Origin of the sequence: Streptomyces sp. NBC_01216, assembly GCF_035994945.1 — a bacterium.
Taxonomy (GTDB): domain Bacteria; phylum Actinomycetota; class Actinomycetes; order Streptomycetales; family Streptomycetaceae; genus Streptomyces.
Genome location: NZ_CP108677.1, coordinates 1699177 through 1724872, shown reverse-complemented (window position 1 = coordinate 1724872; position 25696 = coordinate 1699177). Strand labels below are relative to the sequence as shown.

20 protein-coding genes are annotated in these 25696 nt (G+C 72.9%); 13 read left to right on the top strand and 7 right to left on the bottom strand.

Annotation, left to right across the window (positions count from 1 at the left end; genetic code table 11):
* Positions 1–131 precede the first annotated feature (131 nt).
* The 4 genes from OG393_RS07200 to OG393_RS07185 form a co-directional block, all read right to left on the bottom strand.
* Positions 132–1055, bottom strand: a complete 924-nt coding sequence (locus OG393_RS07200) for an amino acid ABC transporter permease (RefSeq protein ID WP_327373801.1) — start codon at positions 1053–1055, stop codon at positions 132–134.
* Positions 1052–1699 carry an amino acid ABC transporter permease gene (locus OG393_RS07195; protein ID WP_327373800.1) on the bottom strand — a complete coding sequence of 216 codons (648 nt, stop codon included), beginning with the start codon at positions 1697–1699 and terminating at the stop codon, positions 1052–1054. Before OG393_RS07195 ends, OG393_RS07200 begins: the two co-directional genes overlap by 4 nt.
* 122 nt (positions 1700–1821) lie before the next feature.
* Entirely contained in the window at positions 1822–2739 is a 918-nt protein-coding gene (locus OG393_RS07190; protein WP_327373799.1) for a glutamate ABC transporter substrate-binding protein, read from the bottom strand.
* 61 nt (positions 2740–2800) lie between these two features.
* Positions 2801–3586 carry an amino acid ABC transporter ATP-binding protein gene (locus tag OG393_RS07185; RefSeq protein ID WP_327373798.1) on the bottom strand — a complete coding sequence of 262 codons (786 nt, stop codon included), beginning with the start codon at positions 3584–3586 and terminating at the stop codon, positions 2801–2803.
* A gap of 282 nt (positions 3587–3868) precedes the next feature.
* On the opposite strand from OG393_RS07185, the gene OG393_RS07180 reads away from it, so the two are divergent.
* Both OG393_RS07180 and OG393_RS07175 read left to right on the top strand, forming a co-directional pair.
* The gene (locus OG393_RS07180) at positions 3869–4573 is read left to right on the top strand and encodes a response regulator transcription factor (RefSeq protein ID WP_327373797.1); all 705 of its coding nucleotides are present in this window, start codon (positions 3869–3871) and stop codon (positions 4571–4573) included.
* An 18-nt stretch (positions 4574–4591) separates the two neighbouring features.
* Positions 4592–5989, top strand: a complete 1398-nt coding sequence (locus tag OG393_RS07175) for a sensor histidine kinase (RefSeq protein ID WP_327373796.1) — start codon at positions 4592–4594, stop codon at positions 5987–5989.
* A gap of 55 nt (positions 5990–6044) precedes the next feature.
* Here OG393_RS07175 and OG393_RS07170 read toward each other — a convergent pair whose 3' ends face one another.
* Positions 6045–7040, bottom strand: coding sequence for a TAXI family TRAP transporter solute-binding subunit (locus tag OG393_RS07170; RefSeq protein ID WP_327373795.1), 996 nt, complete (start codon positions 7038–7040; stop codon positions 6045–6047).
* 305 nt (positions 7041–7345) lie between these two features.
* On the opposite strand from OG393_RS07170, the gene OG393_RS07165 reads away from it, so the two are divergent.
* The 7 genes from OG393_RS07165 to OG393_RS07135 all read left to right on the top strand — a co-directional run bounded on the left by OG393_RS07165 (position 7346) and on the right by OG393_RS07135 (position 19494).
* A complete protein-coding gene (locus OG393_RS07165; RefSeq protein ID WP_327373794.1) occupies positions 7346–8578 on the top strand; it encodes a four-carbon acid sugar kinase family protein in 1233 nt (410 codons plus the stop codon).
* Between the two features lie 250 nt (positions 8579–8828).
* Entirely contained in the window at positions 8829–10412 is a 1584-nt protein-coding gene (locus OG393_RS07160) for a TIGR02677 family protein (RefSeq protein WP_327373793.1), read from the top strand.
* The gene (locus tag OG393_RS07155) at positions 10409–11641 is read left to right on the top strand and encodes a TIGR02678 family protein (protein ID WP_327373792.1); all 1233 of its coding nucleotides are present in this window, start codon (positions 10409–10411) and stop codon (positions 11639–11641) included. The genes OG393_RS07160 and OG393_RS07155 overlap by 4 nt, the downstream gene beginning before the upstream one ends.
* Positions 11638–15753, top strand: coding sequence for a TIGR02680 family protein (locus OG393_RS07150; protein ID WP_327373791.1), 4116 nt, complete (start codon positions 11638–11640; stop codon positions 15751–15753). Before OG393_RS07155 ends, OG393_RS07150 begins: the two co-directional genes overlap by 4 nt.
* Positions 15744–17018, top strand: a complete 1275-nt coding sequence (locus OG393_RS07145; protein WP_327373790.1) for a TIGR02679 family protein — start codon at positions 15744–15746, stop codon at positions 17016–17018. Before OG393_RS07150 ends, OG393_RS07145 begins: the two co-directional genes overlap by 10 nt.
* A gap of 100 nt (positions 17019–17118) precedes the next feature.
* A complete protein-coding gene (miaB, locus tag OG393_RS07140) occupies positions 17119–18648 on the top strand; it encodes a tRNA (N6-isopentenyl adenosine(37)-C2)-methylthiotransferase MiaB (RefSeq protein WP_327373789.1) in 1530 nt (509 codons plus the stop codon).
* A 141-nt stretch (positions 18649–18789) separates the two neighbouring features.
* Positions 18790–19494 carry a class III extradiol dioxygenase subunit B-like domain-containing protein gene (locus OG393_RS07135; RefSeq protein WP_327373788.1) on the top strand — a complete coding sequence of 235 codons (705 nt, stop codon included), beginning with the start codon at positions 18790–18792 and terminating at the stop codon, positions 19492–19494.
* A 112-nt stretch (positions 19495–19606) separates the two neighbouring features.
* Here OG393_RS07135 and OG393_RS07130 read toward each other — a convergent pair whose 3' ends face one another.
* Positions 19607–19858 carry an antitoxin gene (locus tag OG393_RS07130; protein ID WP_327373787.1) on the bottom strand — a complete coding sequence of 84 codons (252 nt, stop codon included), beginning with the start codon at positions 19856–19858 and terminating at the stop codon, positions 19607–19609.
* A gap of 57 nt (positions 19859–19915) precedes the next feature.
* A complete protein-coding gene (locus OG393_RS07125; RefSeq protein ID WP_327373786.1) occupies positions 19916–20278 on the bottom strand; it encodes a hypothetical protein in 363 nt (120 codons plus the stop codon).
* Between the two features lie 184 nt (positions 20279–20462).
* On the opposite strand from OG393_RS07125, the gene miaA reads away from it, so the two are divergent.
* From miaA to OG393_RS07105, 4 genes are all read left to right on the top strand, one after another.
* Positions 20463–21401 (top strand): tRNA (adenosine(37)-N6)-dimethylallyltransferase MiaA, encoded by a 939-nt coding sequence (gene miaA, locus OG393_RS07120; RefSeq protein ID WP_327373785.1) that lies wholly within the window; start codon positions 20463–20465, stop codon positions 21399–21401.
* Positions 21402–21510: 109 nt separating this feature from the next.
* Positions 21511–21975: a hypothetical protein gene (locus OG393_RS07115; RefSeq protein WP_327378336.1), complete on the top strand. Its 465-nt coding sequence runs from the start codon at positions 21511–21513 to the stop codon at positions 21973–21975.
* Positions 21976–22121: 146 nt separating this feature from the next.
* Complete coding sequence (gene dapF / locus OG393_RS07110) at positions 22122–23006, top strand: diaminopimelate epimerase (protein ID WP_327373784.1); 885 nt, start codon at positions 22122–22124, stop codon at positions 23004–23006.
* A gap of 386 nt (positions 23007–23392) precedes the next feature.
* A complete protein-coding gene (locus tag OG393_RS07105; protein WP_327373783.1) occupies positions 23393–25534 on the top strand; it encodes a RelA/SpoT family protein in 2142 nt (713 codons plus the stop codon).
* Positions 25535–25696: the final 162 nt, after the last annotated feature.

Here is a 25696-nt window from a genome sequence, read left to right as displayed (position 1 = left end):
ATGCGGCAACAGCGAAGTGTGGCGCGAGCCCGGTGCATGGTCACAGAACGTATGCAACCCACTGCGGGTGCGTGCGTCAAGTGACAGGGGCAGCGGCGACCGCCACTGCCCCCGGATGATGTCACATGGTGTCAGATCTTCTTGCCGCCGGGCCCGTCGGCCGTGCCGTCGTCGGGCGCTCCCGGCACCGGCAGGGCCTGCTCGCCGCCCGGGGTGAGCGTCGTGGGCCCGGCCTCGGCGACGGCGATCCCGGTCTTCGCCCGGCGGCCCCGCTTCTCGATCCAGGTGGCGAGCGAGGAGAGGGCCAGGCACATCGCGATGTAGATGGTGCCGATGACCACGATGGTGGAGACGTACGGGTACTGGCCGTTGACCTGGGTGTTGGACGCGATCAGGCGGGCCGTCTGGAGCAGCTCGGGGTAGAGGATCACGAAGCCGAGCGAGGTGTCCTTGAGGGTGACCACCAACTGGCTGATGATCGTCGGCAGCATCGCCCGGATCGCCTGCGGCATCAGGACGGTCGTCATCACCTGGGTCTTGCTCATCCCCAGGGCGTACGCCGCCTCCCGCTGCCCCTTGGGTACCGCGTTCACGCCGGCGCGCAGCACCTCGGCCTGGACGCAGCCGTTGTAGATGGACAGGCCCAGGGCCAGTGCCCACATCGAGTAGTCGGTCAGGAATCCGACCCACACGGCGTAGATCGTGATCAGCAGCGGGATGGAGCGGAAGACCTCGATGAAGCCGGTGGCCAGCAGGCGGACCGGAGCGTGGTCGGAGAGCCGGGCCACGGCCAGCAGTACGCCGAGGACGAGCGAGCCGACCGCGGCGAGGCCGAATGCCTTCAGGGTGGCGAGCACCGCGTCGGCGATGTTCTGCCGGATGCCCGCGTAGTTGAAGATGTCCCACATCTCGGGGGCGAGGTGCCCCTTCTCGTTCAGCCGGACGACGCTGACGGTGATCAGCGCGACGATGGCGACGGTGCCCAGCACGGCGAGGCCGCGGTTGCGGACCCGGGCCTTGGGACCGGGCGAGTCGTAGAGAACGCTGGCACTCATCGGGCGACCTCCATACGGCGCTCAAGGAGACGGAAGATCCCGCTGATGGTGAAGGTGATGACCAGGTACGCGGCGGCCACCCAGACGAAGATCGGGGCGATGGCGTACCCCTCCTCGCTCATCAGCGTCTGCCAGCCGAAGAGTTCGGTGACGCTGAAGGCGCCGGCGATGGCCGAGTTCTTGGTGAGCGCGATGAAGATCGAGCTCAGCGGCGGCAGGACGGTCCGCGTCGCCTGCGGCAGGACGATCATCCGCAGTGTCTGCGAGAAGGTCATGCCCAGCGAACGGGCGGCCTCCGCCTGCCCGAGCGGCACGGTGCTGATGCCGGACCGGACGGCCTCGCAGACGAACGCCGAGGTGTAGAAGCCGAGCGCGAGCGAGGCGAGCACGAACGGGCTCATCCCGGGGAAGAGGATCTCCGGAACCACGAAGAACGAGATGAGGAAGAGCAGCGTCAGGGGCGTGTTGCGCAGCATCGTCACCCAGAGGGTGCCGAACCAGCGCAGCGGCGGCACGGGCGAGACCCGGAATCCGGCGACGACGACGCCGAGGAGCAGCGCGATGACCGAGCTGACGGCGGTGATCGACACGGTTCCTATGAAGCCGTCGCGGAACTCTGGGAAATGGTCGAGCAGTACGTTCATGAGGTCTCCGCGTCGGCGGTCGGCGGCCTACGAGCGAGGCGTGCCAAGGCTTACGGGCAAGGCGTGCGGGCAGGTCGAGCGGCGCCCCGCGCCATGGCACGGGGCGCTCGGCTCACCCGGGATCAGTAGCGGTCGATCATCGGCGGCTCGGTGTACGCCGAGCCCGAGAGGCCCAGGGTGGCCTCGTAGATCTTCTTGTACGTGCCGTCCTTGACACGCGCGTCAAGGATGTCGTTGATCTTGTCGCGCAGAGCCTTGTCGTCCTTGTTCATACCGATGCCGTACGGCTCGTCGGTGAACGGCTTGCCGACGACCTTCAGCTTGCCGGCGTTGGCGGCGGCGTAGCCCTTGAGGATCGAGTCGTCGGTGGTGACGGCGTCGACCTGCTTGGTGACGAGTTGCTGCACGCAGTCCGAGTACTTGCCGAGCTCGACGGTCTCGGCGCCGTACTCCGGCTTCTTGATCTCCTGGAGCGGGGTGGAGCCCGTGATGGAGCAGACCTTCTTGCCCTTGAGGGTGTCGGGGCCCGTGATGGCGGTCTCGTCCTTGCGGACCAGGAGGTCGGCACCGGCCTTGTAGTACGGACCGGCGAAGCCGACGAGCGCCTTGCGCTTGTCGTTGATCGTGTACGTACCGACGTAGTAGTCCACCTGGCCGGTGGAGATCGCCGTCTCGCGGAGCTTGGAGTCGACGGTCTTCCACTCGATCTTGTCCGCGCTGAACCCGAGCTCGGCAGCGATCATCTTGGCGATCTCGATGTCGAAGCCCGACCGCTCCTTGGTCGCCTGGTCCTCGAAACCGAGGTAGGGCTGGTCGGCCTTGGAACCGATGATCAGCTTGCCGCGCTTCTGCGCCTCCTTGAAGACCGACGACTCCAGGGTCACATCGGTGGCGACGGTGTACGTGGGGAGCTGGGGCGCGCTCTTGTCGCCGGGGTTCACGGCGGGCTTGTCGCCGGCGGAACCCTCCTTGCCGCCGCACGCGGTCGCGGTCAGTGCGAGTACGGCGACGGCCACGGCCGCGGTCTTGCGGAGCTTCATGCGGAACATCCCTTGAGTCGTGGGTTGTCGATCGGCGGGGAAAAGGTGCGGGACGGCACCGTCAGTGGTGCAGGATCTTCGACAGGAAGTCCTTGGCCCGGTCGCTGCGCGGGTTGCTGAAGAACTCGTCGGGCGTGGCCTGTTCGACGATCCTGCCGTCGGCCATGAACACCACCCGGTTGGCTGCGGAGCGGGCGAAGCCCATCTCGTGGGTGACCACGACCATCGTCATCCCGTCGCGCGCCAACTGCTGCATGACCTCGAGGACCTCGTTGATCATCTCGGGGTCGAGTGCCGAGGTCGGCTCGTCGAAGAGCATGACCTTCGGCTCCATCGCCAACGCCCTCGCGATGGCGACGCGTTGCTGCTGTCCACCCGAGAGCTGCGCGGGGTACTTGTCCGCCTGGGTGCCGACACCCACCCGGTCGAGCAGGGTGCGCGCCCGGGCCTCGGCGGCCTTCTTCTCCGTCCTGCGGACCTTGACCTGGCCCAGCATGACGTTCTCCAGCACGGTCTTGTGCGCGAAGAGGTTGAAGGACTGGAAGACCATGCCGACATCGGCGCGCAGCCGTGCCAGTTCCCTGCCCTCCTGGGGCAGCGGGCGGTCGTCGATGGTGATGGTGCCGGAGTCGATCGTCTCCAGACGGTTGATGGTGCGGCACAACGTGGACTTCCCGGACCCCGAGGGCCCGATGACGACGACGACCTCGCCACGGGCGATGGTCAGGTCGATGTCCTGGAGCACATGCAGCGCGCCGAAGTGCTTGTTCACGTCGGACAGCACGACCAGGTCGCCCGCCGCCGGTATGGCGTCTTCCGAGCCCTTGGTCACTGACACTCCGCTCATCGGCTTCTAGCTCCGTCCTCCTCGGTTGGGGAGGACACTAGGCACGGGTCACGACGAGCGTCATCACATCTGAGCGGAAATTGAGCATAACGATCCGGCTGCGAACGGACACACTGGGTGAAGCGGGCGGCCCTCGGAGTACCGGGTCCGTAACGGAAACCGGCGCGCGCCGGGGGCGCTCTTGACTGCGACACCACCGATCGGCGTTCATGCCCTGGTACCCCGCTGGTACACAGGCAGCCATCCGGGGATCACCGGATCACCCAGTCACGGAGGAGGGTCATGAGACTGCTGCTCGTCGAGGACGACGATCATGTCGCCGCGGCCCTGTCCGCCGTACTGGCGAGGCACGGGTTCACGGTCACCCACGCCCGCAGCGGCGAGGAAGCGCTCCAGGCCGTCCTGCCCGCCGCGCACGGCGACCGTCCCTCCTACGGAGTGGTCCTCCTCGACCTGGGCCTGCCCGACCAGGACGGATACCAGGTCTGCGGACGCATACGGCAGCTCACCGCCACCCCGGTGATCATGGTGACCGCGCGCGCCGACGTGCGCTCCCGCATACACGGGCTCAACCTCGGTGCCGACGACTACGTCGTCAAGCCCTACGACACCGGTGAACTGCTCGCCCGCATCCACGCCGTCAGCCGGCGCACCACGAACGGCGAGGAGGCCACCGCCGCCGCGGAAGAGGTCCCTCTGCGGCTCGGCGCCGTCACCGTCGAGCTCGCCACCCGGCGCGTCAGCGTCGACGGCGCCCCCGTCCAGCTGACGCGCAAGGAGTTCGACCTGCTGGCGCTGCTCGCCCAGCGGCCCGGTGTCGTCTTTCGCCGTGAGCAGATCATCAGCGAGGTCTGGCGCACCAGTTGGGAGGGGACCGGCCGCACCCTGGAGGTGCACGTCGCCTCGCTGCGTTCCAAGCTGCGGACGCCCGCGCTGATCGAGACCGTACGGGGCGTCGGCTACCGCCTCGTCGCCTCGGCCGCCTGACCTCCCTCCGGACCCTTCGTGCGCACCCGACTGCTTCCGCTGCTCATCGTCCTGATGGCCGGCGTCCTCCTCGCCCTCGGCTTCCCGCTCGCCGCCAGCCTCGCCGCCTCCGAGCAGCAGCGCGTCGTCGTCGACCGGCTCGACGACGCGGCGCGTTTCGCCGCGCTCGCCCAGTTCGTCGGTGATCGCGACCCCGGAATCGACGAGCGCCGGACCACCCTCGGCGGCGAACTGGTCAGCTACCACGACGTATACGGCATCCGCACCGGCATCTTCTACCGCAACAACCGGTCCATGGTCGCCGCGCCCGAGGACTGGGTCGTCCCCTACGAGGGGGAGGGGCGCCGCGCCTTCCAGGAGGCGCTGCTCGGCCGCCGCAGCCACGACCCGCCACAGGTCTGGCCGTGGCAGGACGACGCCCGTCTCGTGATCGCCTCACCGGTGGTACGGGACGGCGACGTCGTCGCCGTCGTGGTCACCGACTCGCCCACCGGACAACTGCGTTCGCGGATCCTGCGCGGCTGGCTGATCATCGCGGCGGGCGAGTCCGCCGCGATGCTGGTCGCCTTCGGCGCCGCCTTCCGGCTCACCGGCTGGGTGCTGCGCCCGGTGCGCGTTCTGGACGCCGTCACCCACGACATCGCCACCGGCCGTATGAAGTCACGCGTCGCCGCGGCCGGCGGACCGCCCGAACTACGCCGCCTGGCCCACTCCTTCAACGAGATGGCCGACCACGTCGAGGACGTTCTGGAGCAACAGCGAGCGTTCGTCGCCGACGCCTCCCACCAGTTGCGCAATCCGCTCTCCGCGCTCCTGCTGCGCATCGAACTCCTCGCGCTCGAACTCCCCGAGGGCAACGAGGAGATCGCCTCCGTACGCACCGAGGGCAAGAGGTTCGCGCAGGTCCTCGACGACCTGCTGGACCTGGCGCTCGCCGAACACGCCGCCGCCGACCTCCGGCTCACCGACATCGGCGCCATGCTGTCCGAGCGGATCGAGGCATGGCGCCCGCTCGCGAGCGAGAAGGGCGTACGGCTCGGCGGCGAGCCCCGGGCCGCCGCCGCCTGGGTGGACCCGGTCGCCTTCTCCAGCGTTCTCGACGCGGTGATCGACAACGCGCTCAAGTTCACCCCGGCCGGCGACGAGGTCGACGTCACGGTCGAACTCGGCGGCGAGACGTGCACGGTCGTAGTCGCGGACGGCGGACCGGGCCTCAACCTGGACGAGCTCGACCGGGTCGGAGACCGCTTCTGGCGCAGCAACCGTCACCAGAACATCAGCGGTTCCGGCCTCGGCCTCTCCATCTGCCGGACCCTGCTGGCGGCGGGCGGCGGGGCGATCGGCTTCGCGCCGAACGAGCCGCACGGGCTGCGCGTGACGGTCACCGTGCCGAGGACCGTGCCCCAGGAGAGCTGAGGCACCCGCCGGAGGGAACCCTTCGGGGCCTCGGTGGCGCGCGCTCTCCGGAGCGTCACGGCTTCACGGACCGGTAGTAGCGCCGGGCGCCCTCATGGAGCGGCAGCGGGTCCGTGTAGATCGCCGTGCGCAGGTCCACCAGCTGGGCCGGGTGCACCTGGCTGCCGATCCAGTCCCGGCTGCCGATCACCGTACGGGTGAAGCCCTCGACCAGGGCCGGATCGGCGTCGTCCGTGGTCACGAGGAGGTTCGCCACGGCCAGCGTCTCCACCGACTGCCCGTCCTGTGCCTTGCTGTAGGCGTCGGCCGGGATCAGCGCGGAACGGTAGTGCCGGTTCGACTCGCCCACATCGTGCAGGTTGTCCATCACTGACTCGTCCAGCGAGACGAGCCGCACGGGAAGACGCTCCGACAGCGCCTGCACGGCCTGGGTGGGCAGACCGCCGGACCAGAAGAAGGCGTCCAGCCGGTCCTCTGCCAGCAGGTCCGGCATCGTGTCGAGGCCCGCGAAGACCGGCTTGATGTCGCGGTCGAGCAGACCGCCCGCGGCGAGGACCCGCTCCGCGATCAGCCGCACCCCGGACCCCTGCTGCCCGACCCCGACCCGCAGCCCGCGCAGATCGGACACCGACTGCACGGCGGAGCCCTTGGGGACCACCAGATGCACGTAGTCGTCGTAGAGCCGGGCACAGCCGCGCAAGCGCTCGAACCCCGGCTTCCGGTCCCTCAGGTACTGCGCCACCGCGTCCGCCGTGGCCACCGTGACGTCCGCCTCACCCGAGGACACCCGTGCCAGGTTCTGCTGGGACCCCTCGCTGTCCTCCAGGGCTATCGAGACGTCCGGCAGATCCCGGGCGAGCGCCTGCTGGAGCAGTGCCGCGTAGCGCTGGTAGACGCCTGACCGCACGCCCGTGCTGAACGTGATGTTTCCGCTCGGTGCCGAGGTGCCGAAAGGAACCAGCCACCAGAACAGCACTCCGCACACCACCAGGAGCGCCCCCGAGACCTGGAGGGCGCGGCGGCGGGCGGGACGGGAGAGCGAGGCGAACATGGCGCGATCCTGCCAGCTCAGTCCCCGGGATGGCCAGGCCCGGACCGACGGCCGGGCCGGCCCGCGCCTCCCGCCGCGTCCACCCGGCGCGGGGCCTCCGGTCGGGGGGCCACGTGCGGACGGCCCCCGCCCGTACCGAGGGAACGGAGGGAAAAGGCGCCACGGCGTCGGCGGTGGGCCGGATCGGTACCCCGTACACGCGCGGCGGGACGGCACCGTTTGTCCGGGAGCGGGTGCGGACGCCAGGGTGGGAGGCGATCACAGGCCGGCTCGTCAGGAGGCCGGCCCATCAGAGAGGCGCACGCATGAGGGACGACCCGACCGACGCCGTGACGGACATCGTCGTGCTCGCGGACGACCTCACCAGCGCCGGCGACGGCGCGGCGCCGTTCCGCCGGGCCGGGCACCGGGCCGGCGTACTGCTGCGCGGACCCGGCGACGACACCGCGTCCGCCCCCCGCCTCGGCGGCGGTGTGATCGCCGCCGACCTCGGCAGCCGCCTCCTCGGCGAGGCCCGCGCCGCGGCCAGGACGGAACGTGCCGCCCGCGCGTACCGCGAGGCCGAACTACTGATCAAGACGGTCGACTCCACGCTCCGGGGACACGTCGCGGCGGAGATCCGTGCCGCCCGCGCGGGATCGGGGCGGCACACCGTCGTCATCGCGCCCGCCTTCCCGGCCGAGGGCCGGATCACGGTCGGCGGTGTCCAGTACGTACGGGGGGTCCCGGTGCACGAGAGCGAGTTCGCCCGTGACCCCGCGCATCCGGTCGTGACCTCGGACCTCGCACGGCTGCTTCCGGAGGCCGAGGTACTGGCCCCGGAGCAGGGCGCCCGATGGGCGGAACCGTTGAGCGGGGGAGGGATCTTCGTGTACCCGGCGGCCACGGACGACGACCTGGACCGGCTGGTCCACGCGGTGGACCGGCCGCGGGAGGTGCTCTGGGTCGGTTCCCCCGGTCTCGCCGCCGCGCTGGCCCGCCGCCACCCTCGCCCCCCGCACGCCTCCACCCCGTCCCCGGTCCTGCCCGCCGTCCGGCGCCCCCTGGTGGTCGTCGGGAGCGCCCACCCCGCGACCCGCCGTCAGCTCGACCGGCTCCGTACCCGTGGGGACGTGGCCGCGGCCGAGGTCGCCCCGGCCCGCGGCCCCGGCGCCGCCGTCGACGCCCTGCGCCGGGCGGACGCGCCGGTCCTGGTCGTCCACACCCCCGACGCGCGGCGCGACGCCGGAGACGCCCAGGCGCTCACCCGCGACCTGGCCTCCGTCGCGGCCGGGCTGACGGCGGAGGGGCTGGGCGACGGGCTGCTGGTGACCGGCGGCGAGACCGCGGTCACGGTCCTCGAAGCCCTCGGCGCCACCGGTATCGAGTTGTTCGACGAGCCCGAGCCCGGGATCGCCCGAGGCGTCCTGCTCGGTCCGCGACCGGTCCCCACACTGATCAAGGCGGGCGGGTTCGGCGACGACGTCACGCTGGAGCGCCTCACCGGGCTGCTCCGCGACGGCGCCGACAGACCGGCGACGGCCACCGCGGGCGCTTGACGCCGCCGCCGTTCCCGCCGGCCGCCCCGGGACGACCGGGCCCACGAACGCCGGAACACGGCACGCCACCCCGGGCCGCGGACCCCCGGAGTCCGGGTGGGCTGTCGTCGGCGGGAGGCCGGGCTCACCGCGCGGCGGCCCGGCGGAGACGGGCGACCCGAACCGTACTGATCCGGTCACTCACGCGGGAATCGGACAGGTGCGTTCGTCCCCGCCGGTCACTGCCCCGGGTGGGGGACAATGGGCGGCGATGACCGCTACCACCTCGCCCGGTCCGGCTGCCGAGCCGGACCGATTCGGCCCCTTCGCCCACCTCACTGTGCCGAACACCCCGCTCTACCGGCAGGTGATGCGTGCGTTCCTCGTCGCCAAGGAACGGTTCGCGGTCCATCTGCGCCCCGAGGAGGTGCAGGCCGCCCTGCCGGCGGACATCCGCCCCGCCGAACCGGAGGCGGTCGCCGCCGCGCTCGACAGGCTCGTCGGCTGGGGCAACCTGCGCGCCGATCCGGACACCGCACGGGTCACGGCAGTCGAGGACTTCTACCGGAAGCGGTTCATCTACCAGCTCACGCGCGAAGGAGAGGCCGCCGAGGCGGCGCTGTCCGCCTACGACGAGGCGCTCGGGCGGCGTGGCGCGCTGCAGGCCGTCGCGCTGCACGACATCGTCACCCAGCTGCGCGCCCTCCTCGTCCTGGCCGCGGAGGAGGAGCCCGACCCGGCCAAGGCACACCTGGCCCTCGACACGCTGGCCAGCCGTTTCGCCGCGCTCGCCGACAACGCGCGCGCCTTCATGGGGTCGCTCCAGCGGACCATCGACCTGCACGACGTCGAGGAGGAGGTCTTCCTCGCGTACAAGGACCGGCTCATCCAGTATCTGGAACGGTTCATCCAGGACCTGATCACGCTCGGCGGCCGGATCGCCCGGCTGATCCTGGACCTGGAGGACGGCGGCCGGCTGGATCCGCTGCTGAGGGCCGCCGCCCGACGTGAGGCCGCCGACGCCTCACCGGAGGAGTCCGCCGACGCCGAGCGGGAGGTGTACGAGCGATGGGCCGCGCGCTGGGAGGGGCTCGGCGCGTGGTTCGTCAGCAGGGACGGGCGCGAGTCGCAGGCCCGGCTCCTGCGAGGCCGCGCCCTGGGCGCGATTCCGCAGCTTCTGGCGGTCGTACGGGCGTTGCACGAGCGCCGGGCCGGGCGCTCCGACCGGTCGGCGGACTTCCGGACCCTGGCCCGCTGGTTCGCCGAGGCGCCCGACGACGACGCCCGGCACCGGCTGTGGCGGACGGCCTTCGGCCTCTACCCGGCCCGGCACCTCACCGTCGACGCCGACACCCTCGCAGCGCGGGCCGCGAAGCACGTCCCGGCCGCCACACCCTGGGCGGGCGCGGAGCCGTTGAGGATCAGCCCTCAACTGCGCCGCACCGGGAGCTACGAGCGGCGCGGCAAGCCCCGCAAGGTCGAGGACCGCGAGGCGAGGCGGCGCGCTCTGGCCGAGGCAGCCGCCAAGGAGGCCGCGGAGACGGCCGCCGCTCGCGTCCGGCTCGTCACCCACGGTGTCACGCGCCTGTCCGAGCTCGGCGAGCTCGAACCGACCTCCTTCCGCCTGTTCCTCCACCTGCTCGGTGACGCGCTGGCCACATGGCGCCCAGGGATGCGGCACACCGTGGCCACCAGCGGCGACGGCTCCCTGGAGATCCGGCTCACCGCGCTCGCCGACGGCACCCCGGCGGAGGTCCGTACGCTCGGCGGAGTCTTCACCGGCCCGGACCACCTCATCGAGATCGTCGACCTGACCGACGACGACGCCCTGACGGACGGAGCCTCCGGCCGATGACCACCCCCCTCGCCGAGGTACTGGACGGCCAGCACGCCGCCGACCTGCGCAAGGCGGCGCGCGCCCTGCTCAGACACCCTCTGCTCCTCGCTCGCGGCCGACACGCGGACGCGTTCCGCCTCGTCCGCCGGCACGCGCCCGAACTCCGCGCGTGGTTCGACCGCAACACCGGCTGGTCGCTCCAGACGGACGCCGAGACGGCACGACTGCGCAAGGTTCCCGGCGTACTCTCCGACCCCACACACCCGGCGCGCGACGTGGGTCGCGGTGGCGCCCCCTTCACCCGGCGCCGCTACGTGCTGCTCTGCCTCGCGCTCGCCGCCCTCGAACGCGGTGAGGCCCAGATCGCCCTCGGACGCCTCGCCGACCAGATCGTCCTCGACGCCGCCGATCCCCGACTCGCCTCGACGGGAATCGAGTTCGCCCTGGAGCGTCGCGACGAACGCCTCGACCTCGCCGCCGTCGTACGGCTCCTGCTCGACCTCGGCGTACTGCGCCGGGTGGCAGGTGAGGAGGAGGCGTTCGTCAGCGGGGCGGGAGACGTCCTCTACGACGTCGAACGCCGCGTGCTGGCCGGCCTCCTGGCCTCCCGCCGCGGCCCCTCCACCATCCAGGCCGCCTCCCTCGACGACCGCCTCTCCGAACTCGTCGCCGAGACCGCGCTGGACAGCGACGAACTGCGTTTCCGTGCCCTGCGCCGCTCACTGACCCGTCGGCTGCTCGACGACCCGGTGGTGTACTACGACGAGCTCACGGACGCCGAACTCGGCTACCTCACCCGGCAACGAGGCTTCCTCACCGCCCGGATCACCGAGCTGACCGGGCTCGTCGCCGAAGTACGGGCCGAGGGCATCGCCATGGTCGACCCCGACGACGACCTCACCGACCTCCGCATGCCCGAGCAGGGCACCCACGGCCACATCACCCTGCTGCTCGCCGAGTACCTGGCTTCGGCAGCCGGCCCGGTGACCCTCGACACCCTCGCACTCCGGGTCCGTGAACTGGCCGCCGAGCACGGCGGCTTCTGGGCGAAGTCCGCCCGGGAGCCGGGTATGGAGGCCGACCTCGCCGACCAGGCCGTCTCCCGGCTCACGGCCCTGGGCCTGGCGTCCCGCAAGGCCCAGGGGATCGCGTCCCGTCCAGCCCTCGCCCGCTACGCGGTCGGCGAGGCCGTCATCCGCGAAACCGGCTCCGCCCCCATGCCTCCGCAGCGAAAGGCCACCTCGTGACCCGCCTTCCCGAACCGCGGCGTTCCCGTTGGCAGCCCCTGCGCGTCGGGCTCGTCGATCTGTTCCACTACGACGTGGAGGAGTTCCACTTCCGGGACGGACGTCTGCTGCTGCGCGGCAACAACGGCACCGGCAAGTCCAAGGTGCTCGCCCTGACCCTGCCGTTCCTGCTCGACGGCGACCTCAGCCCGCGCCGCGTCGAACCCGACGGTGACCCGGGCAAGCGGATGGAGTGGAACCTGCTCCTCGGGGGCGAGCACCCGCACTCCGAACGCCTCGGCTACACCTGGATCGAGTTCGGCAGGCTGGACGACACGACCGGCGAGCGGCACTTCCGTACGCTGCTGTGCGGGCTCAAGGCGGTGAGCGGGCGGGGTATCGCCCGCCACTGGTACGCCGTCACCCGCCAGCGTGTCGACCACGGGTCCACCGAAGGCACGCAGGAGACCTTCCGGCTGCTCGACGCCACCGGCACGGCCCTGTCCCGGGACCGGCTCGCCGAGGCCGTCGCCGGGCACGGCATGGTGTACGACCAGGCCAAGGTCTACCGCAGAGCGGTCGACGAAGCACTCTTCGGCCTCGGCGAGCAGCGGTACGCCGCCCTGGTCGACCTGCTCATCCAGCTGCGCCAGCCCCAGTTGTCCAAACGGCCCAACGAAGCCGCCCTCTCCCGCGCCCTGACCGAGGCGCTGCCGCCCATGGACCAGGCCGTCATCGCCGACGTCGCCGAGGCGTTCCGGTCCCTGGACGAGGAGAAGGACGAGCTGGCCGCCGCGTCCGCCGCCGAGCGGGCCGCCTCCGCCTTCCTGGAGCACTACCGGCGGTACGCCCGGATCGCCACGCGCCGTCGTGCCCGGCTTCCGCGCGCCGAGCACTCCCGCTACGAGCGCGTGCAACGGGACCTGGCCGAGGACCAGGAGCGCCGGTCCCGCGCCGAGGAGAAACGGGCGGCGGCCGAAGAGGAGATCAGCTCGCTGGCCGAGACCGGTGGCCGTCTGCGGGCCCAGGAGAAGGCGCTGCGCGAGGCACCCGAGATGCGCGACGCCCGGGAGCTGGAACACGCCGCCCAGGCCGTGACGCGAACGGCGCAGGCGGTGGACCGGGCTCGGGAGGACCGGGAGCAGGCGGACGCCCTCCACACCAAGGCGCTCGGGCGGCTCGGCACCGCGGACGACCGGCTGCGTGCCGCCCGGGGCCGGGTCGAGGAGACCCACGCCCACGCGCGGGAGCAGGCAGCCGCCGCGCACGTCGCCCTGCCGCCGAACACCCTGGTGCCCGAGCCCGGATCGCGCCGCGCCGTCGAGGAGGCCACGGACCGCGCCCAGCGGGCGCTCGACCACATCGAGGGCCGCCTCGAAGCGTCCGAGCGGGCCGCCGACGCGCACCGTCGGGCGTCGGGCCGTCTCGACGAGGCGGAGACCGACCTCGCGCTGGCCGCCGAGACGCACGCCGAGGCGGAGGAGAACGCGGCGCGGGCAGGCCGGGCCCTCCTGGACGACGTGCGCGAGCGCGCCCGCGCCTGGAAGGAGCTGGCCTTCGCCGACGAGACCGGCCTCCTGGACGAACTCCAGGAGTGGACCCGTCACCTCGACGGCCCCTATCCGGCCCGGGTGCACGCCACCCGGGCGCACACCGCCCGCTCGGCCGACCTCGCCGACCAGGCGGCCGAAGCCGCCCGCCGGACCACGGAGCTGGCGGCGCGCACCGACGAAGCCCGCCGGGAGCTCGCCGCGCTGGAAACCGGCACCGGACGCGAGCCCCGGCCTCCGGCGACACGCACCCCCGGCCTGCGCGAAACATGGCCGGGCGCCCCGTTCTGGCGCCTGGTCGACTTCCGTGAGGAACTGCCCGAGACGGACCGTGCCGGGCTCGAAGCGGCGCTCGAGGCATCCGGCCTCCTCGACGCGTGGGTGCTGCCCGACGGCTCCGCGCTCGCGGTGGACGGGCACGACGTCCTGTGTTCCCCGTCCAACGGACCGGTGAGCGGCTCCTCGCTGACGGACGCGCTGCGCCCGGCCGTGGACCACGGCGATCGGCGGGCCGCCGCCGTGGACGAGGCGACGGTGACCCGACTGCTCGCCGCCATCGGCCTCGACGGCGGCGGAGAGGCCGCGACATGGGTGACACCCGACGGGCGCTTCCGGGCCGGCGCGCTCACCGGTGCGTGGGCCAAGCCCGCCGCCACGTACATCGGTGAGGGGGCGCGGGAGGCGGCGCGCCGGGCCCGTGTCGCCGAGCTCGGCATCGAACTCGCCGCCCTGCGAGAGGAGTCGGAGACACTCGCCACTCGCTCCGAAACGATCGCGGCCCGCCGGCGCACGCTCGACGCCGAGTTCGCCGACGTCCCCGACGAGTCGTCGCTCACCCGGACGCACGCGCTCGTGAGCGCCGCCGTCGAGACCGTCCGCAAGAACCGTGCCCGGCACGAAGGGCGCGCCGCCGAGGTCGCCGAGGCATCGGGGCTCGCCGAGCGGGCCGCAGCCGAACTCGCCGAGGCCGCGGCCGACCTGGGGCTGCCCGCCGAACGGGCCGGACTCGCCGCCGTGCGCCGGGCCCTCGGCTCCCTCGTCACCGCGCTGGCCGCCCTGTGGCCCGCGCTGCTCGAACAAGACCAGGCCGCTCGGCAGGTGGCGGACGAACGCGCGGAGGCGGCCGGGGCGGAGCAGCGGGTCGTCGACCTCGCCCAGCGCGCCGAAGAGGCGGCGCGTGAGGCGGCGGCGGCCGACGAGCGGCACCGGACCCTGCGCTCCACCGTCGGCGCCGCCGTCGCCGAACTCCAGCGGCGTCTCGCCGAGACCGCCGAAGCACAGCGGATCTGTGAGACCGGCCAGAAGAACGCCCGGCAGCGTCATGCCCAGGCGGACCGGGAGGCGAGCCGGGCCGAGGGGCGGATCGAGCAGCTGGAGAAGGACCTCGCCGAGGCCGTCGGCACACGTGCGGAAGCCATCGCCGCGCTCCAGCGGTTCACGGCCACCGGCCTGGTCGCGGTCGCGCTGCCCGAACTCACCCTCCCCGCCTCGGACGACGGCCCCTGGGCCGCGACCCCGGCCATCGCCTTCGCCCGAGCCATCGACTCCGGCCTGTCCGCCGTCGACGACACGGACGCCGCCTGGGAACGCGTCCAGCGTCGGCTCAGCGAGGAACTCAAGACCCTGCAGGACACCTTGTCCCGGCACGGGCACAGCGCGTCCGCCCGCATGGTCGATGACGGCGTGGTCGTCGACATCGTCTACCAGGGACGCGAGCGTGCCGTGCCCGAACTGGCCGACGCGCTGGCCGCGGAGGTCGGCGAGCTCACCCGCATCCTGTCCGCGCACGAACGCGAGATCCTCGAAACCCACCTGATCACCGAGGTCGCCGGCACCCTTCAGGAACTCATCGGCGCCGCCGAACGACAGGTGCGGGACATGAACGCCGAACTGGAGAACCGTCCCACCTCCACCGGCATGAGGCTCCGGCTGGTGTGGCGGGCCTCGCGCAAGGCCCCGTCCGGACTGGCCCGGGCCCGCGAGCGGCTGCGCCAGTCCGCGGACGCCTGGACTCCGGAGGACCGCGCGGCGGTCGGCGAGTTCCTCCAGGCGCAGATCGCCCGCCAGCAGTCCGACGACGGCGCCGGCAGCCGGCTCGAGCACCTCACGGCCGCGCTCGACTACCGCTCCTGGCACGAGTTCGGCGTGGAGCGCCACCAGCATGGGCGCTGGGTGCCCGCGACCGGCCCCGCCTCCGGCGGCGAGCGCGTCCTCGCGGTCTCCGTGCCCCTGTTCGCCGCCGCCTCCTCGCACTACGCCAGCGCGGGCAGCCCGCACGCGCCTCGCCTGGTCACCCTCGACGAGGCGTTCGCCGGCGTGGACGACGACTCCCGCGCCAAGTGCCTCGGCCTGCTGAGCGCCTTCGACCTCGATGTGGTCATGACCAGCGAACGGGAGTGGGCCTGCTACCCGCAGGTGCCCGGCATCGCCATCGCCCAGCTCTCCAGGATCGACGAGGTGGCCGCGGTTCTCGTCACCCGCTGGGAGTGGGACGGCACGCGACGGCGGCGCCGCGAGGACCCCGTTCGCCACGCGCCCCAGGACACGACCGGCCAGGTGGAGCCCGAGCCGCTGTGGAACTGACCCACGGGCCCGAACCCGGTGTCCAAGCGGTCGACAGCCCGCGGCTCGCGCGGCTGCTCGGCACACCGGACCTTTTTTGGCTCGTCGAGCGAGCACGACGACGACTGGTGGCCGGGCGGCCCCTGACCGGGTCCGTGTCTCTGGGCGAACCCACCCCGGCCCAGCGGGCGGCGGCCGAACGACTTCTCGCCCGACCCCCCGGCGGCGGCGGGTCCCTGACGGTACGGCTCGACGCGGTCGACGCCGTACTGCGCCGCTCGGGCGCCAGCCCCGGCGGCCTGGCCGCCGCCGTCGAAGCGCTCACCGGCCCCGTCACTCCGCTCGCCCGGTCCCGGCACGAGGAGGAGTCCGCGTGGGAGTGGGCACACGCCCCTCTCGGAGAGCTGGCCACCGAGCTCAATCCGCTGGCGGACTGGGCCGCCCGGGTACGCGCCGACGGCCTGGCGCGGCGCCTCGGCCGCACCCCCGAGACCACGCGCACCCTGCTGGCCGGGGTGTGCGCCGCTCTGCGCTCCCTTCCCGCCGATCCTGCCGTCTCGCTGCCGGCTTTCGCCGCCCAGGTCCTCGGCTCAGCCCATGCCCTGGACGACGGAGCCCCCCTCGCCACGCTCACCCTGTCCGGGGTCCGGGCCCTGACCGGCTTCCCCGACGGCCAGGGTGCCGCGTGGCGGCGCGAGGCGTGGGCCTCGGCCGGACTGCTCCGGGACGAGCTGTCCTCGACCGTCCTGACCCTGAACCTGCGCGGCACCCCGGCCCTGGACCGGATGGCCGCGGAAGGCGAACCGTTCGTGCTCACCCTTCGCCAGCTCACTCGCAGGCCACCATCCGTCACCTCCGCGGCCGTGTGGATCTGCGAGAACCCGACCGTCCTCGCGGCGGCCGCCGACACCCTCGGCCCCGCCTGCCCGCCCCTGGTCTGTCTCCAGGGCCAACCCTCCGCCGCCGCCGTCACGCTGCTCCACGCACTGCACGAACACGGAGCGACCCTGCACTACCACGGCGACTTCGACTGGGGCGGGCTCCGGATCGCCGGAGTCCTCCACCGCCGCGTCCCGTGGCGGCCCTGGCGCTACACGGCCGCGGACTACCGCGCGGCCGCAACCCGCAACGCCGCACTCCCTCCGTCACCACTCGTCGGCACCCCGACGGAGACCCCGTGGGAACCCGCGCTCGCGGCGGCCGTCGAGGAACTCGGCGTACGCGTCGAGGAGGAGAGGGAGCTGGAGCTCTTGCTGTCCGACCTGGCGCGAGAGCCTGTCGGGTGACCTTTCGCCCGGTCAGGGGCCACCCGACGGGCTCTGAGGCGCTCGCCGCGGCCGTCGTACCCCGGGACCGCCGCCTCCCGGAAGCCCCTACCCTTGTCCCATGACCCACAGCAGCGACCGGAGCCCGGCAGTGAACGTTCCAGGAACCAAGAGTTACGAGATCCGCACCTACGGGTGTCAGATGAACGTCCACGACTCCGAGCGGCTCTCCGGTCTGCTGGAGGACGCCGGCTACGTCCGGGCCCCCGAGGGCTCCGACGGGGACGCCGACGTCGTCGTCTTCAACACCTGCGCGGTGCGCGAGAACGCCGACAACAAGCTCTACGGCAACCTCGGCAGGCTCGCCCCGATGAAGACCACCCGCCCCGGCATGCAGATCGCCGTCGGCGGCTGTCTCGCCCAGAAGGACCGCGAGACGATCGTCAAGAAGGCCCCCTGGGTCGACGTCGTCTTCGGCACGCACAACATCGGAAAGCTGCCGGTCCTCCTGGAGCGGGCCCGCGTCCAGGAAGAGGCGCAGATCGAGATCGCCGAGTCGCTGGAGGCGTTCCCCTCCACGCTCCCCACGCGGCGCGAGTCCGCCTACGCGGCCTGGGTGTCCATCTCCGTCGGCTGCAACAACACCTGCACCTTCTGCATCGTCCCGGCGCTGCGCGGCAAGGAGGAGGACCGCCGCCCCGGCGACATCCTCGCCGAGATCGAGGCCCTGGTCGCCGAGGGCGTCTCCGAGATCACCCTGCTCGGCCAGAACGTCAACGCCTACGGCTCGGACCTGGGCGACCGAGAGGCGTTCTCCAAGCTGCTGCGGGCCTGTGGCGAGATCGAGGGCCTGGAGCGCGTCCGCTTCACCTCCCCGCACCCCCGCGACTTCACCGACGACGTGATCGCGGCCATGGCCGAGACCCGCAACGTCATGCCGCAGTTGCACATGCCGCTGCAGTCCGGTTCCGACGCCGTCCTGCGGGCGATGCGCCGCTCCTACCGGCAGGAGCGTTTCCTCGGGATCATCGAGAAGGTGCGCGCGGCCATCCCGCACGCGGCCATCTCCACCGACATCATCGTGGGCTTCCCCGGCGAGACCGAGGAGGACTTCGAACAGACGATGCACACCGTCCGCGAGGCGCGGTTCGCCAACGCCTTCACCTTCCAGTACTCCAAGCGTCCCGGAACCCCCGCGGCCGAGATGGAGGGACAGATCCCCAAGGAGGTCGTACAGGAGCGCTACATGCGCCTCGTCGCCCTCCAGGAGGAGATCTCCTGGGAGGAGAACAAGAAGCAGGTCGGCCGCACGCTGGAGGTCATGGTCGCCGAGGGCGAGGGCCGCAAGGACGGGGCCACCCATCGCCTGTCCGGCCGGGCCCCCGACAACCGCCTCGTCCACTTCACCAAGCCCGAGTCGGAGGTCCGCCCCGGCGACGTGGTGACCGTCGAGATCACCTACGCGGCCCCACACCACCTGCTCGCCGAGGGCCGGACGACGTCGGTGCGCCGCACCCGCTCCGGCGACGCCTGGGAGAAGCGGACACGGGAGGCCGCCGCGAAGCCGGCCGGTGTCCTGCTCGGCCTCCCGAAGATCGGCGTGCCGGAACCTCTTCCGGAGGCGGCGGCGCCGGGCTGCGGAAGCCACTGACCCGGACCCGAGTGGACGCGGGGCGGTGCGGAGCGCCACGCGCCGCCCGGACGCGTGCCGTCGTCCCGCCTCCCGCCGTCCCCGGTGTGCCCCACGGCGCCGCGCTCTCCCGGCGGACCAGGCGGCAGTAGGCTGCGGATCATGCTTGTCGCCGCCGCCGTATGCCCCTGCCCGCCGCTGCTCGTGCCCGACATCGCCATGGGGGCCGCGCCCGAGCTCGACGCGGCCCGCACGGCCTGCGCCGACGCCCTGGGGCTGCTGGCCGCGTCCCGGCCCGATCGTCTCCACGTCGTCGGCCCGGCCCCGGAGGGCGCCCGCGGCGTCTTTCCGGCGGGTTCCGAGGGCTCCTTCGGCGGCTTCGGCGTCGACCTCTCCGTACGGCTCGGCGACGGGCCCGGGAACCGGCCGCTGCCCGCCTCGCTCGCCGTCGCCGCCTGGCTGCTGGAGCGTGCCGGCTGGGCGGACGCCCCCGTCGAGGGCCTCGGGGTCGCCGAGCACGCGGAGCCGGCCCGCTGTACGGCGGCCGGCCGCGAACGGGCAGCCGCCGCGCAGCGGGTCGCCCTGCTCGTCATGGGGGACGGCAGCGCCTGCCGCACCCTCAAGGCCCCCGGCTATCTGGACGACCGGGCCGCGGGCTTCGACGCCGAGGCGGCCCGGGCGCTCGGCGCCGCGGACGTGGCCGGACTGCTCGCCCTCGACGCACACCTCGCGCGGGAGCTGAAGGCCGCCGGCCGTGCCCCCTGGCAGGTCCTCGCGGGGGCCGCGGAGGGGGCCGGACTGGACGGCCGCCTGCTGTACGAGGACGCCCCCTACGGCGTCGGCTACTTCGTCGCCGCCTGGTCGTAGGCGGCGAGGACGGGGCGTGAGCGGGCCCGGAACGCCGGACGGCGGACGGCCCGCGGAGCTGTGCGCCGCGCGGCCGTCCGCCGTCCGGCGGGTGGTCAGGACACGCCGGGCATCAGGCGGCCGGCGGCTGCGGGTCCTCGCCCTCGGTGCCGTCCTGCTTGTGGGCGATCCGGTCCAGGGCGTCCCTGGCCTTGCCGGTACCCGATTCGATCTTGTCGCTGTACTTGCCCTTGGTCTTCTCGTCGACCAGCTTCGCCGCCTTGCCCAGTCCGTGGTCGATCTTGTCCCCGTGTTGCTGCGCGAGGTCGGAGACCTTGTCCTTGGCAGGGGCGAGCCTGGCCTTCAGTGAATCCAGGAGACCCATGGGCCACCTTCCCTCCGGTGAGTCCGTTCGCGGTGTCGTGCGATCGGAGCCGCTTCGCTACTTCAGGGCGCCTTCACCCGCCTCGTTGTCCGCGGCCTTCTCGGCGGACTGCTGCTTCGGAATCTCCACGGCGTCGGCCCTCTCCGCGCCCAGGCCACCCATGACCTCCTCGTCGCCCGGCCCGGCTCCGACGGCCGCGGGGCCCTCCGGGCCACCGCCCCCAGCCGGCGTCCCCGCCTCCGTCTCCTCCTCCGACGGCCCGGACCCGGGAGCCTCGGAAGTGCCCGTGCGGACCGCGGCGTCGTCCCGCTTCCCGGCCTCCTCCGCCCCTTCCTCCGTCAGGGTGACGACCGACGTTCCGGTCGTTGACGCCTCGGCAGCTTCCTTGTTCTTGCGGCGAAACAATGCGAAAACGCCCATTTTCACTCCATAGTCTACTCGCGCGGGAGAAGCCCCGCGGCGTCCGGGGCGCTCCGGCGCGCCACCCGGTGCAGCCGGTCCGTGACACCGGCGGGCGGAACCTCGCAACAGGCAACGACCTCAGGAACGGGGCCGTCACGTCGCTCGTTCGGGGACCCGTCCCGAGGTTTGCGAGACTGGGGCGGTGAGAAGTGCAGCTCCCGCTCCGCGGGTCATCGCCGTCGTCGGTCCCACAGCGGCCGGAAAGTCCGATCTGGGTGTCTTCCTCGCCCGACAGCTCGACGGCGAGGTCGTCAACGCCGACTCGATGCAGCTCTACCGGGGGATGGACATCGGTACCGCGAAGCTGACGATCGAGGAACGCGGCGGCGTTCCGCACCACCTCCTGGACATCTGGGACGTCACGGAGGCCGCCAGCGTCGCCGAGTACCAGCGTCTGGCGAGGGCCGAGATCGACCGGCTGCTCGCTGCCGGCCGCACCCCCGTCCTGGTCGGCGGATCGGGCCTGTACGTGCGGGGCGCCATCGACGCCCTGGAGTTCCCCGGCACCGACCCGGTCGTACGGGCGCGACTGGAAGCCGAGCTGGAGGAGCGCGGCTCCGGAGCCCTGCACGCCCGGCTGGCCACGGCCGACCCCGAAGCGGCGCGCGCGATCCTGCCCAGCAACGGCCGGCGGGTCGTCCGGGCCCTTGAGGTCATCGAGATCACCGGCAGGCCCTTCACCGCCAACCTTCCCGGGCCGGACCCGGTCTACGACACGGTGCAGATCGGGGTGGACGTGGCGCGCCCCGAGCTCGACGAACGGATCACCACCCGCGTCGACCGGATGTGGGAGGCCGGCCTCGTCGACGAGGTGCGCGCACTGGAGACACGAGGCTTGCGCGAGGGGCGCACGGCGGCCCGCGCGCTCGGGTACCAGCAGGTGCTCGCGGCGCTCGCGGGGGAGTGCACGGAGGCCGAGGCGCGCTCCGAGACCGTTCGCGCCACCAAGCGCTTCGCGCGCCGTCAGGACTCGTGGTTCCGGCGCGACCCGCGGGTGAAGTGGCTCAGTGGAGCCGTCGAGCACGGCCGGGAACTCCCGGGGGCGGCGCTGGCGTTGGTCGAACGAGCGGTTACAGCCTGATCACGTGATGGCATCGGGACGTCATGCCCGTCAGTTCCGGGGGTGGGAGCGTGCCATCATCGAGCATCGATCGACCAAGTGTGGAGTCCGAGTGGGAGGGCGCGTGGCGATGGAGGCCGGCCCTCGCGACACAGAACAGCAGGGCGCCGTCCGGGGCGAGGTCACGGGCGAGGCGCCCGGTCTGACGCCGGACGGCCCCGACGACGCCCAGGGCTCGGCCATCGAGGTCGACCCCGGCGAGGTCGAGGTGGAGCTGCGCCCCCAGCGTCGGCTGAGGATCTGGCAGCTCGCCCCCATCGTGGGGCTCGCCGCCGTCGGCTCCCTGATGTTCGCCTTCCCGCTCGCCTTCGGTTCGGGTGACGGCGGTGCCGTCGTCGCCATGCTCGGTCTCCTGATCAGCTCCTGCGCGGCGGGCTGGGGCATGATGGCGGCCCGCCGGGTCGGCCACACCTGGCCCGGCCTCCCGGCCCGGGGCTCGGGCGACCGCCCGAACTGGCGCGTGTTCGCCCTGTACGTCTGCGTCAGCGCGCTCCTGGTGGCCCTCGCGGTCTGGCGCGTGGCCCGACTGCGCTGACCTCGGCGCTCTCCCCCTCGCCCGGCACCACCTCCCGGCCGTCCCCGTCCGCGGGAGCCCCGCGCCCCGCCGCCGTCCCGGTCCGCCCGCCGCGGAGGCCGGACCCCCGGCCTCCGCGGCGGCCCCCGACCCGTAGAGTTGATCCCGTGACCAGCACGCCGAACGCGCCCCTCGCCTTCCTCAAAGGCCACGGGACCGAGAACGACTTCGTGATCGTCCCCGACGCCGACAACACCGTCGAGCTGCCCGCCGCGGTCGTCGCCCGGCTGTGCGACCGGCGGGCCGGCATCGGTGGCGACGGGCTACTGCACGTGGTCCGCAGCGCCGCCCACCCGGAGGCGCGCGCGATGGCCGACGAAGCCGAGTGGTTCATGGACTACCGCAACGCCGACGGGTCCGTCGCCGAGATGTGCGGCAACGGCGTCCGTGTCTTCGCCCGCTACCTGGAGCACGCCGGGCACGTCACCGCCGGCGAGGTCGCCGTCGCCACCCGGGGCGGGGTCAAGAAGGTCCACCTGGCCAAGGACGGCTCGGTCACGGTCTCCATGGGCCGCGCGCTGCTGCCCGAGAACGGCGTCACCGTCACCGTCGACGGCCGCAGCTGGCCCGCCCGCAACGTGAACATGGGCAATCCGCATGCCGTCGCCTTCGTCGAGGACCTCGGCCACGCAGGCACCCTGAACGACGCACCCGCCTTCAGCCCGGGTGCGGTCTACCCGGACGGCGTGAACATCGAGTTCGTCGCCGACCGCGGGCCCCGTCACGTGGCCATGCGCGTCCACGAGCGCGGCGCCGCGGAGACGCGCTCCTGCGGTACGGGCGCCTGCGCCGTCGCCGTGGCCACCGCGCGACGGGACGGCGTGGACCCCGCGCGCAGCGGGACGCCCGTCACGTACACCGTCGACGTCCTCGGCGGCACCCTGGTCATCACCGAGCACCCCGACGGCGGGATCGAGATGACCGGACCGGCCGTCATCGTCGCCGAGGGCGCGATCGACCCGTCCTGGCTCGTCGGCGACACGACCCCCTGACCCCCGCGTCCGGTCTCCGCCTTCGTGCCGCGCGCTGTTCCCGGCGCCCGCGCGCCGTCCGGTTCTCCCGCGCCGTGCCGAGTGGCGGCCCCGCGCGCCGCGTGAGCCGTCCGGCTCCCCGGTGATCCGGTCGCCCGAGCCCTCCCACTCCGGGCCCGGCGGGTGGCACGGGCCCGCCACCGGCCCCTCCGTCCCGGCGGTCCACCGGGCGTCGATCGGCCGAATTCGAAACAGTCAACGACTCATTCGTCGCTCGAATGGGTGATCCGTTTCACGCTGGGCGAGAGCGGGACTTCCGCGCGTGGTGGGCTCGGTAGCATCGAGTACCGGCCCGACAGGCACGCCTTGCCCGCCCACCGCCGGTCGACGTTGCCGGAGGTGCCCCCATGAGTGCAGAGGCCGCCAACCCCGTGAGCGCGGCGGAGGCCGACGGCCCCGAAGCGCCCAGCCGCAGGCGCGCCCGCCCGAGGATCGACCTCCGCAGGCTGGGCCGCGCCGCTCTGCTCGGTTCCACCGCGCGGGACCGGCTGCCCGACGCCATCGGGCACGTCGCCGAAGCGCACCGCACCCACCACCCCGAGGCCGACCTGGCCGTGTTGCGCCGGGCCTACGTCCTCGCCGAACTCTCCCACCGCGGCCAGTTCCGCAAGAGCGGCGAGCCCTACATCACCCACCCGCTGGCGGTCACCCTCATCCTCGCCGAACTCGGCGCCGAGACCACCACCTTGACCGCCGCGCTGCTCCACGACACCGTCGAGGACACGGACGTGACGCTCGATCAGGTCCGCGACCAGTTCGGCCACGAGGTCGCCTACCTCGTCGACGGCGTGACGAAACTGGAGAAGGTCGACTACGGGGCAGCCGCCGAGCCCGAGACCTTCCGCAAGATGCTCGTCTCCACCGGCAACGACGTCCGCGTCATGTCGATCAAACTCGCCGACCGGCTGCACAACATGCGCACCCTCGGCGTGATGCGCCCCGAGAAGCAGGTCCGCATCGCCAAGGTGACCCGCGACGTCCTCATCCCGCTCGCCGAACGCCTCGGCGTCCAGGCGCTCAAGACCGAACTCGAGGACCTCGTCTTCGCCATCCTCCACCCCGAGGAGTACGAGAGGACCCGCGCCCTCATCGCGGAGAACACCAGCGCGGGCGACGCGCTCGCGGCCGTCGCGGAGAGCGTCTCGGCCGTCCTGCGCGAAGCGGACATCGACGCCGAGGTCCTCATCCGGCCCCGCCACTTCGTCTCCGTCCACCGCGTCCGGCTCAAGCGCGGAGAACTGCGCGGCAGCGACTTCGGACGGCTCCTCGTCCTGGTACACGAGGACGCCGACTGCTACGGCGTCCTCGGCGAGCTCCACACCTGCTTCACCCCGGTGATCTCCGAGTTCAAGGACTTCATCGCGGCCCCCAAGTTCAACCTGTACCAGTCGCTGCACACCGCCGTCGCGGCTCCCGACGGCGCGGTCGCCGAAGTCCTGATCCGCACGCACCGGATGCACACGGTCGCCGAAGCCGGCGTCGTCGCCCTCGGCAACCCCTACACGCCCCCGCCGTCCGGCGAGCCCGCCACCGAGGCCACCGAGGCCACCGAGGACGGGGAGCGTGCCGACCCCACCCGCCCCGGCTGGCTCTCCCGGCTGCTGGACTGGCAGGAGGCCACGCCGGACCCCGACACCTTCTGGACCTCCCTGCGCGCCGACCTCGCCGAGGACCGGGAGATCACCGTCTTCCGCCCCGACGGCCGCACCCTCGGTCTGCCCGCCGGGGCCAGTTGCGTCGACGCCGCCTACGCCCAGTACGGCGAGGCCGCCCACGCCTGCCTCGGCGCCCGCGTCAACGGCCGTCTGGCCACCCTCGGCACCGTGCTCGCCGACGGGGACACCGTCCAGCTGCTGCTGGCCCAGGACACCGCCTCCGGTCCCTCCCCGCAGTGGCTGGAACACGCCCGGACCCCGGCGGCCCGGATCGCGATCACCGCCTGGTTCCAGGCGCATCCGGAGGACGCCAGGACCCCCGCCGCCGCGCCCCGGCCCCCGGCCCCCGTCACCGCCGACCGGCGCTCCGGCACCCGCCTGCTGGCCGACCTTCCCGGCGCCCCCGCCACCACGGTGCGCCCCGCGGGCTGCTGCACCCCCGTACCCCCCGACGAGATCACCGGCTTCCTGGTCCGCGGGGGCACCGTCACCGTCCACCGCACCGGCTGCGCCTCCGCCGGGGCGATGCGAAGCCTGGGCAGGGAACCCGTCACCGTCCACTGGGGCGACACCGCCGAATGCCGGGTCACTCTCGTCGCCGAGTCCTTCGGACGGCCCGGACTGCTCGCCGACCTCACCGAGGCCATCGCCTGCGCGGGCGTCGCCGTGGTCGCCGCGACCGTCGAACCCCCCAGCGAGCAGCGGGTCCGGCACACCTACACTCTCCAACTCCCCGACGCCGCGGGGCTTCCCACCTTGATGCGAGCCATGCGCGACGTGCCCGGCGTGTACGACGTGGCCCGGGCCCGGCACCCCGCCTCCCAGGCGGACTGAACCGCGACGGCCGCGCGACCCCCACCCCGCCGTCCACCCGGTGCGACACGGCCCGGCCGTTGACGGGACGCGGAGGAGTGGCGTCACCCGGCGGGCTGACTCCTTCGGGTGGCCCGCGCGCGCGCCGTCCGGGGCGGCACCGGACGTCCTGGTAGCCGTAGC

What these genes read in the sequence shown, in the direction of transcription:
- OG393_RS07200 (WP_327373801.1), bottom strand. Translation starts at nt 1,055, where the DNA reads ATGAGTGCCAGCGTTCTCTACGACTCGCCCGGTCCCAAGGCCCGGGTC.
- OG393_RS07195 (WP_327373800.1), bottom strand. Translation starts at nt 1,699, where the DNA reads ATGAACGTACTGCTCGACCATTTCCCAGAGTTCCGCGACGGCTTCATA.
- OG393_RS07190 (WP_327373799.1), bottom strand. Translation starts at nt 2,739, where the DNA reads ATGAAGCTCCGCAAGACCGCGGCCGTGGCCGTCGCCGTACTCGCACTG.
- OG393_RS07185 (WP_327373798.1), bottom strand. Translation starts at nt 3,586, where the DNA reads ATGAGCGGAGTGTCAGTGACCAAGGGCTCGGAAGACGCCATACCGGCG.
- OG393_RS07180 (WP_327373797.1), top strand. Translation starts at nt 3,869, where the DNA reads ATGAGACTGCTGCTCGTCGAGGACGACGATCATGTCGCCGCGGCCCTG.
- OG393_RS07170 (WP_327373795.1), bottom strand. Translation starts at nt 7,040, where the DNA reads ATGTTCGCCTCGCTCTCCCGTCCCGCCCGCCGCCGCGCCCTCCAGGTC.
- OG393_RS07165 (WP_327373794.1), top strand. Translation starts at nt 7,346, where the DNA reads ATGAGGGACGACCCGACCGACGCCGTGACGGACATCGTCGTGCTCGCG.
- OG393_RS07160 (WP_327373793.1), top strand. Translation starts at nt 8,829, where the DNA reads ATGACCGCTACCACCTCGCCCGGTCCGGCTGCCGAGCCGGACCGATTC.
- OG393_RS07155 (WP_327373792.1), top strand. Translation starts at nt 10,409, where the DNA reads ATGACCACCCCCCTCGCCGAGGTACTGGACGGCCAGCACGCCGCCGAC.
- miaB (WP_327373789.1), top strand. Translation starts at nt 17,119, where the DNA reads ATGACCCACAGCAGCGACCGGAGCCCGGCAGTGAACGTTCCAGGAACC.
- OG393_RS07135 (WP_327373788.1), top strand. Translation starts at nt 18,790, where the DNA reads ATGCTTGTCGCCGCCGCCGTATGCCCCTGCCCGCCGCTGCTCGTGCCC.
- OG393_RS07130 (WP_327373787.1), bottom strand. Translation starts at nt 19,858, where the DNA reads ATGGGTCTCCTGGATTCACTGAAGGCCAGGCTCGCCCCTGCCAAGGAC.
- OG393_RS07125 (WP_327373786.1), bottom strand. Translation starts at nt 20,278, where the DNA reads ATGGGCGTTTTCGCATTGTTTCGCCGCAAGAACAAGGAAGCTGCCGAG.
- OG393_RS07115 (WP_327378336.1), top strand. Translation starts at nt 21,511, where the DNA reads ATGGAGGCCGGCCCTCGCGACACAGAACAGCAGGGCGCCGTCCGGGGC.
- OG393_RS07105 (WP_327373783.1), top strand. Translation starts at nt 23,393, where the DNA reads ATGAGTGCAGAGGCCGCCAACCCCGTGAGCGCGGCGGAGGCCGACGGC.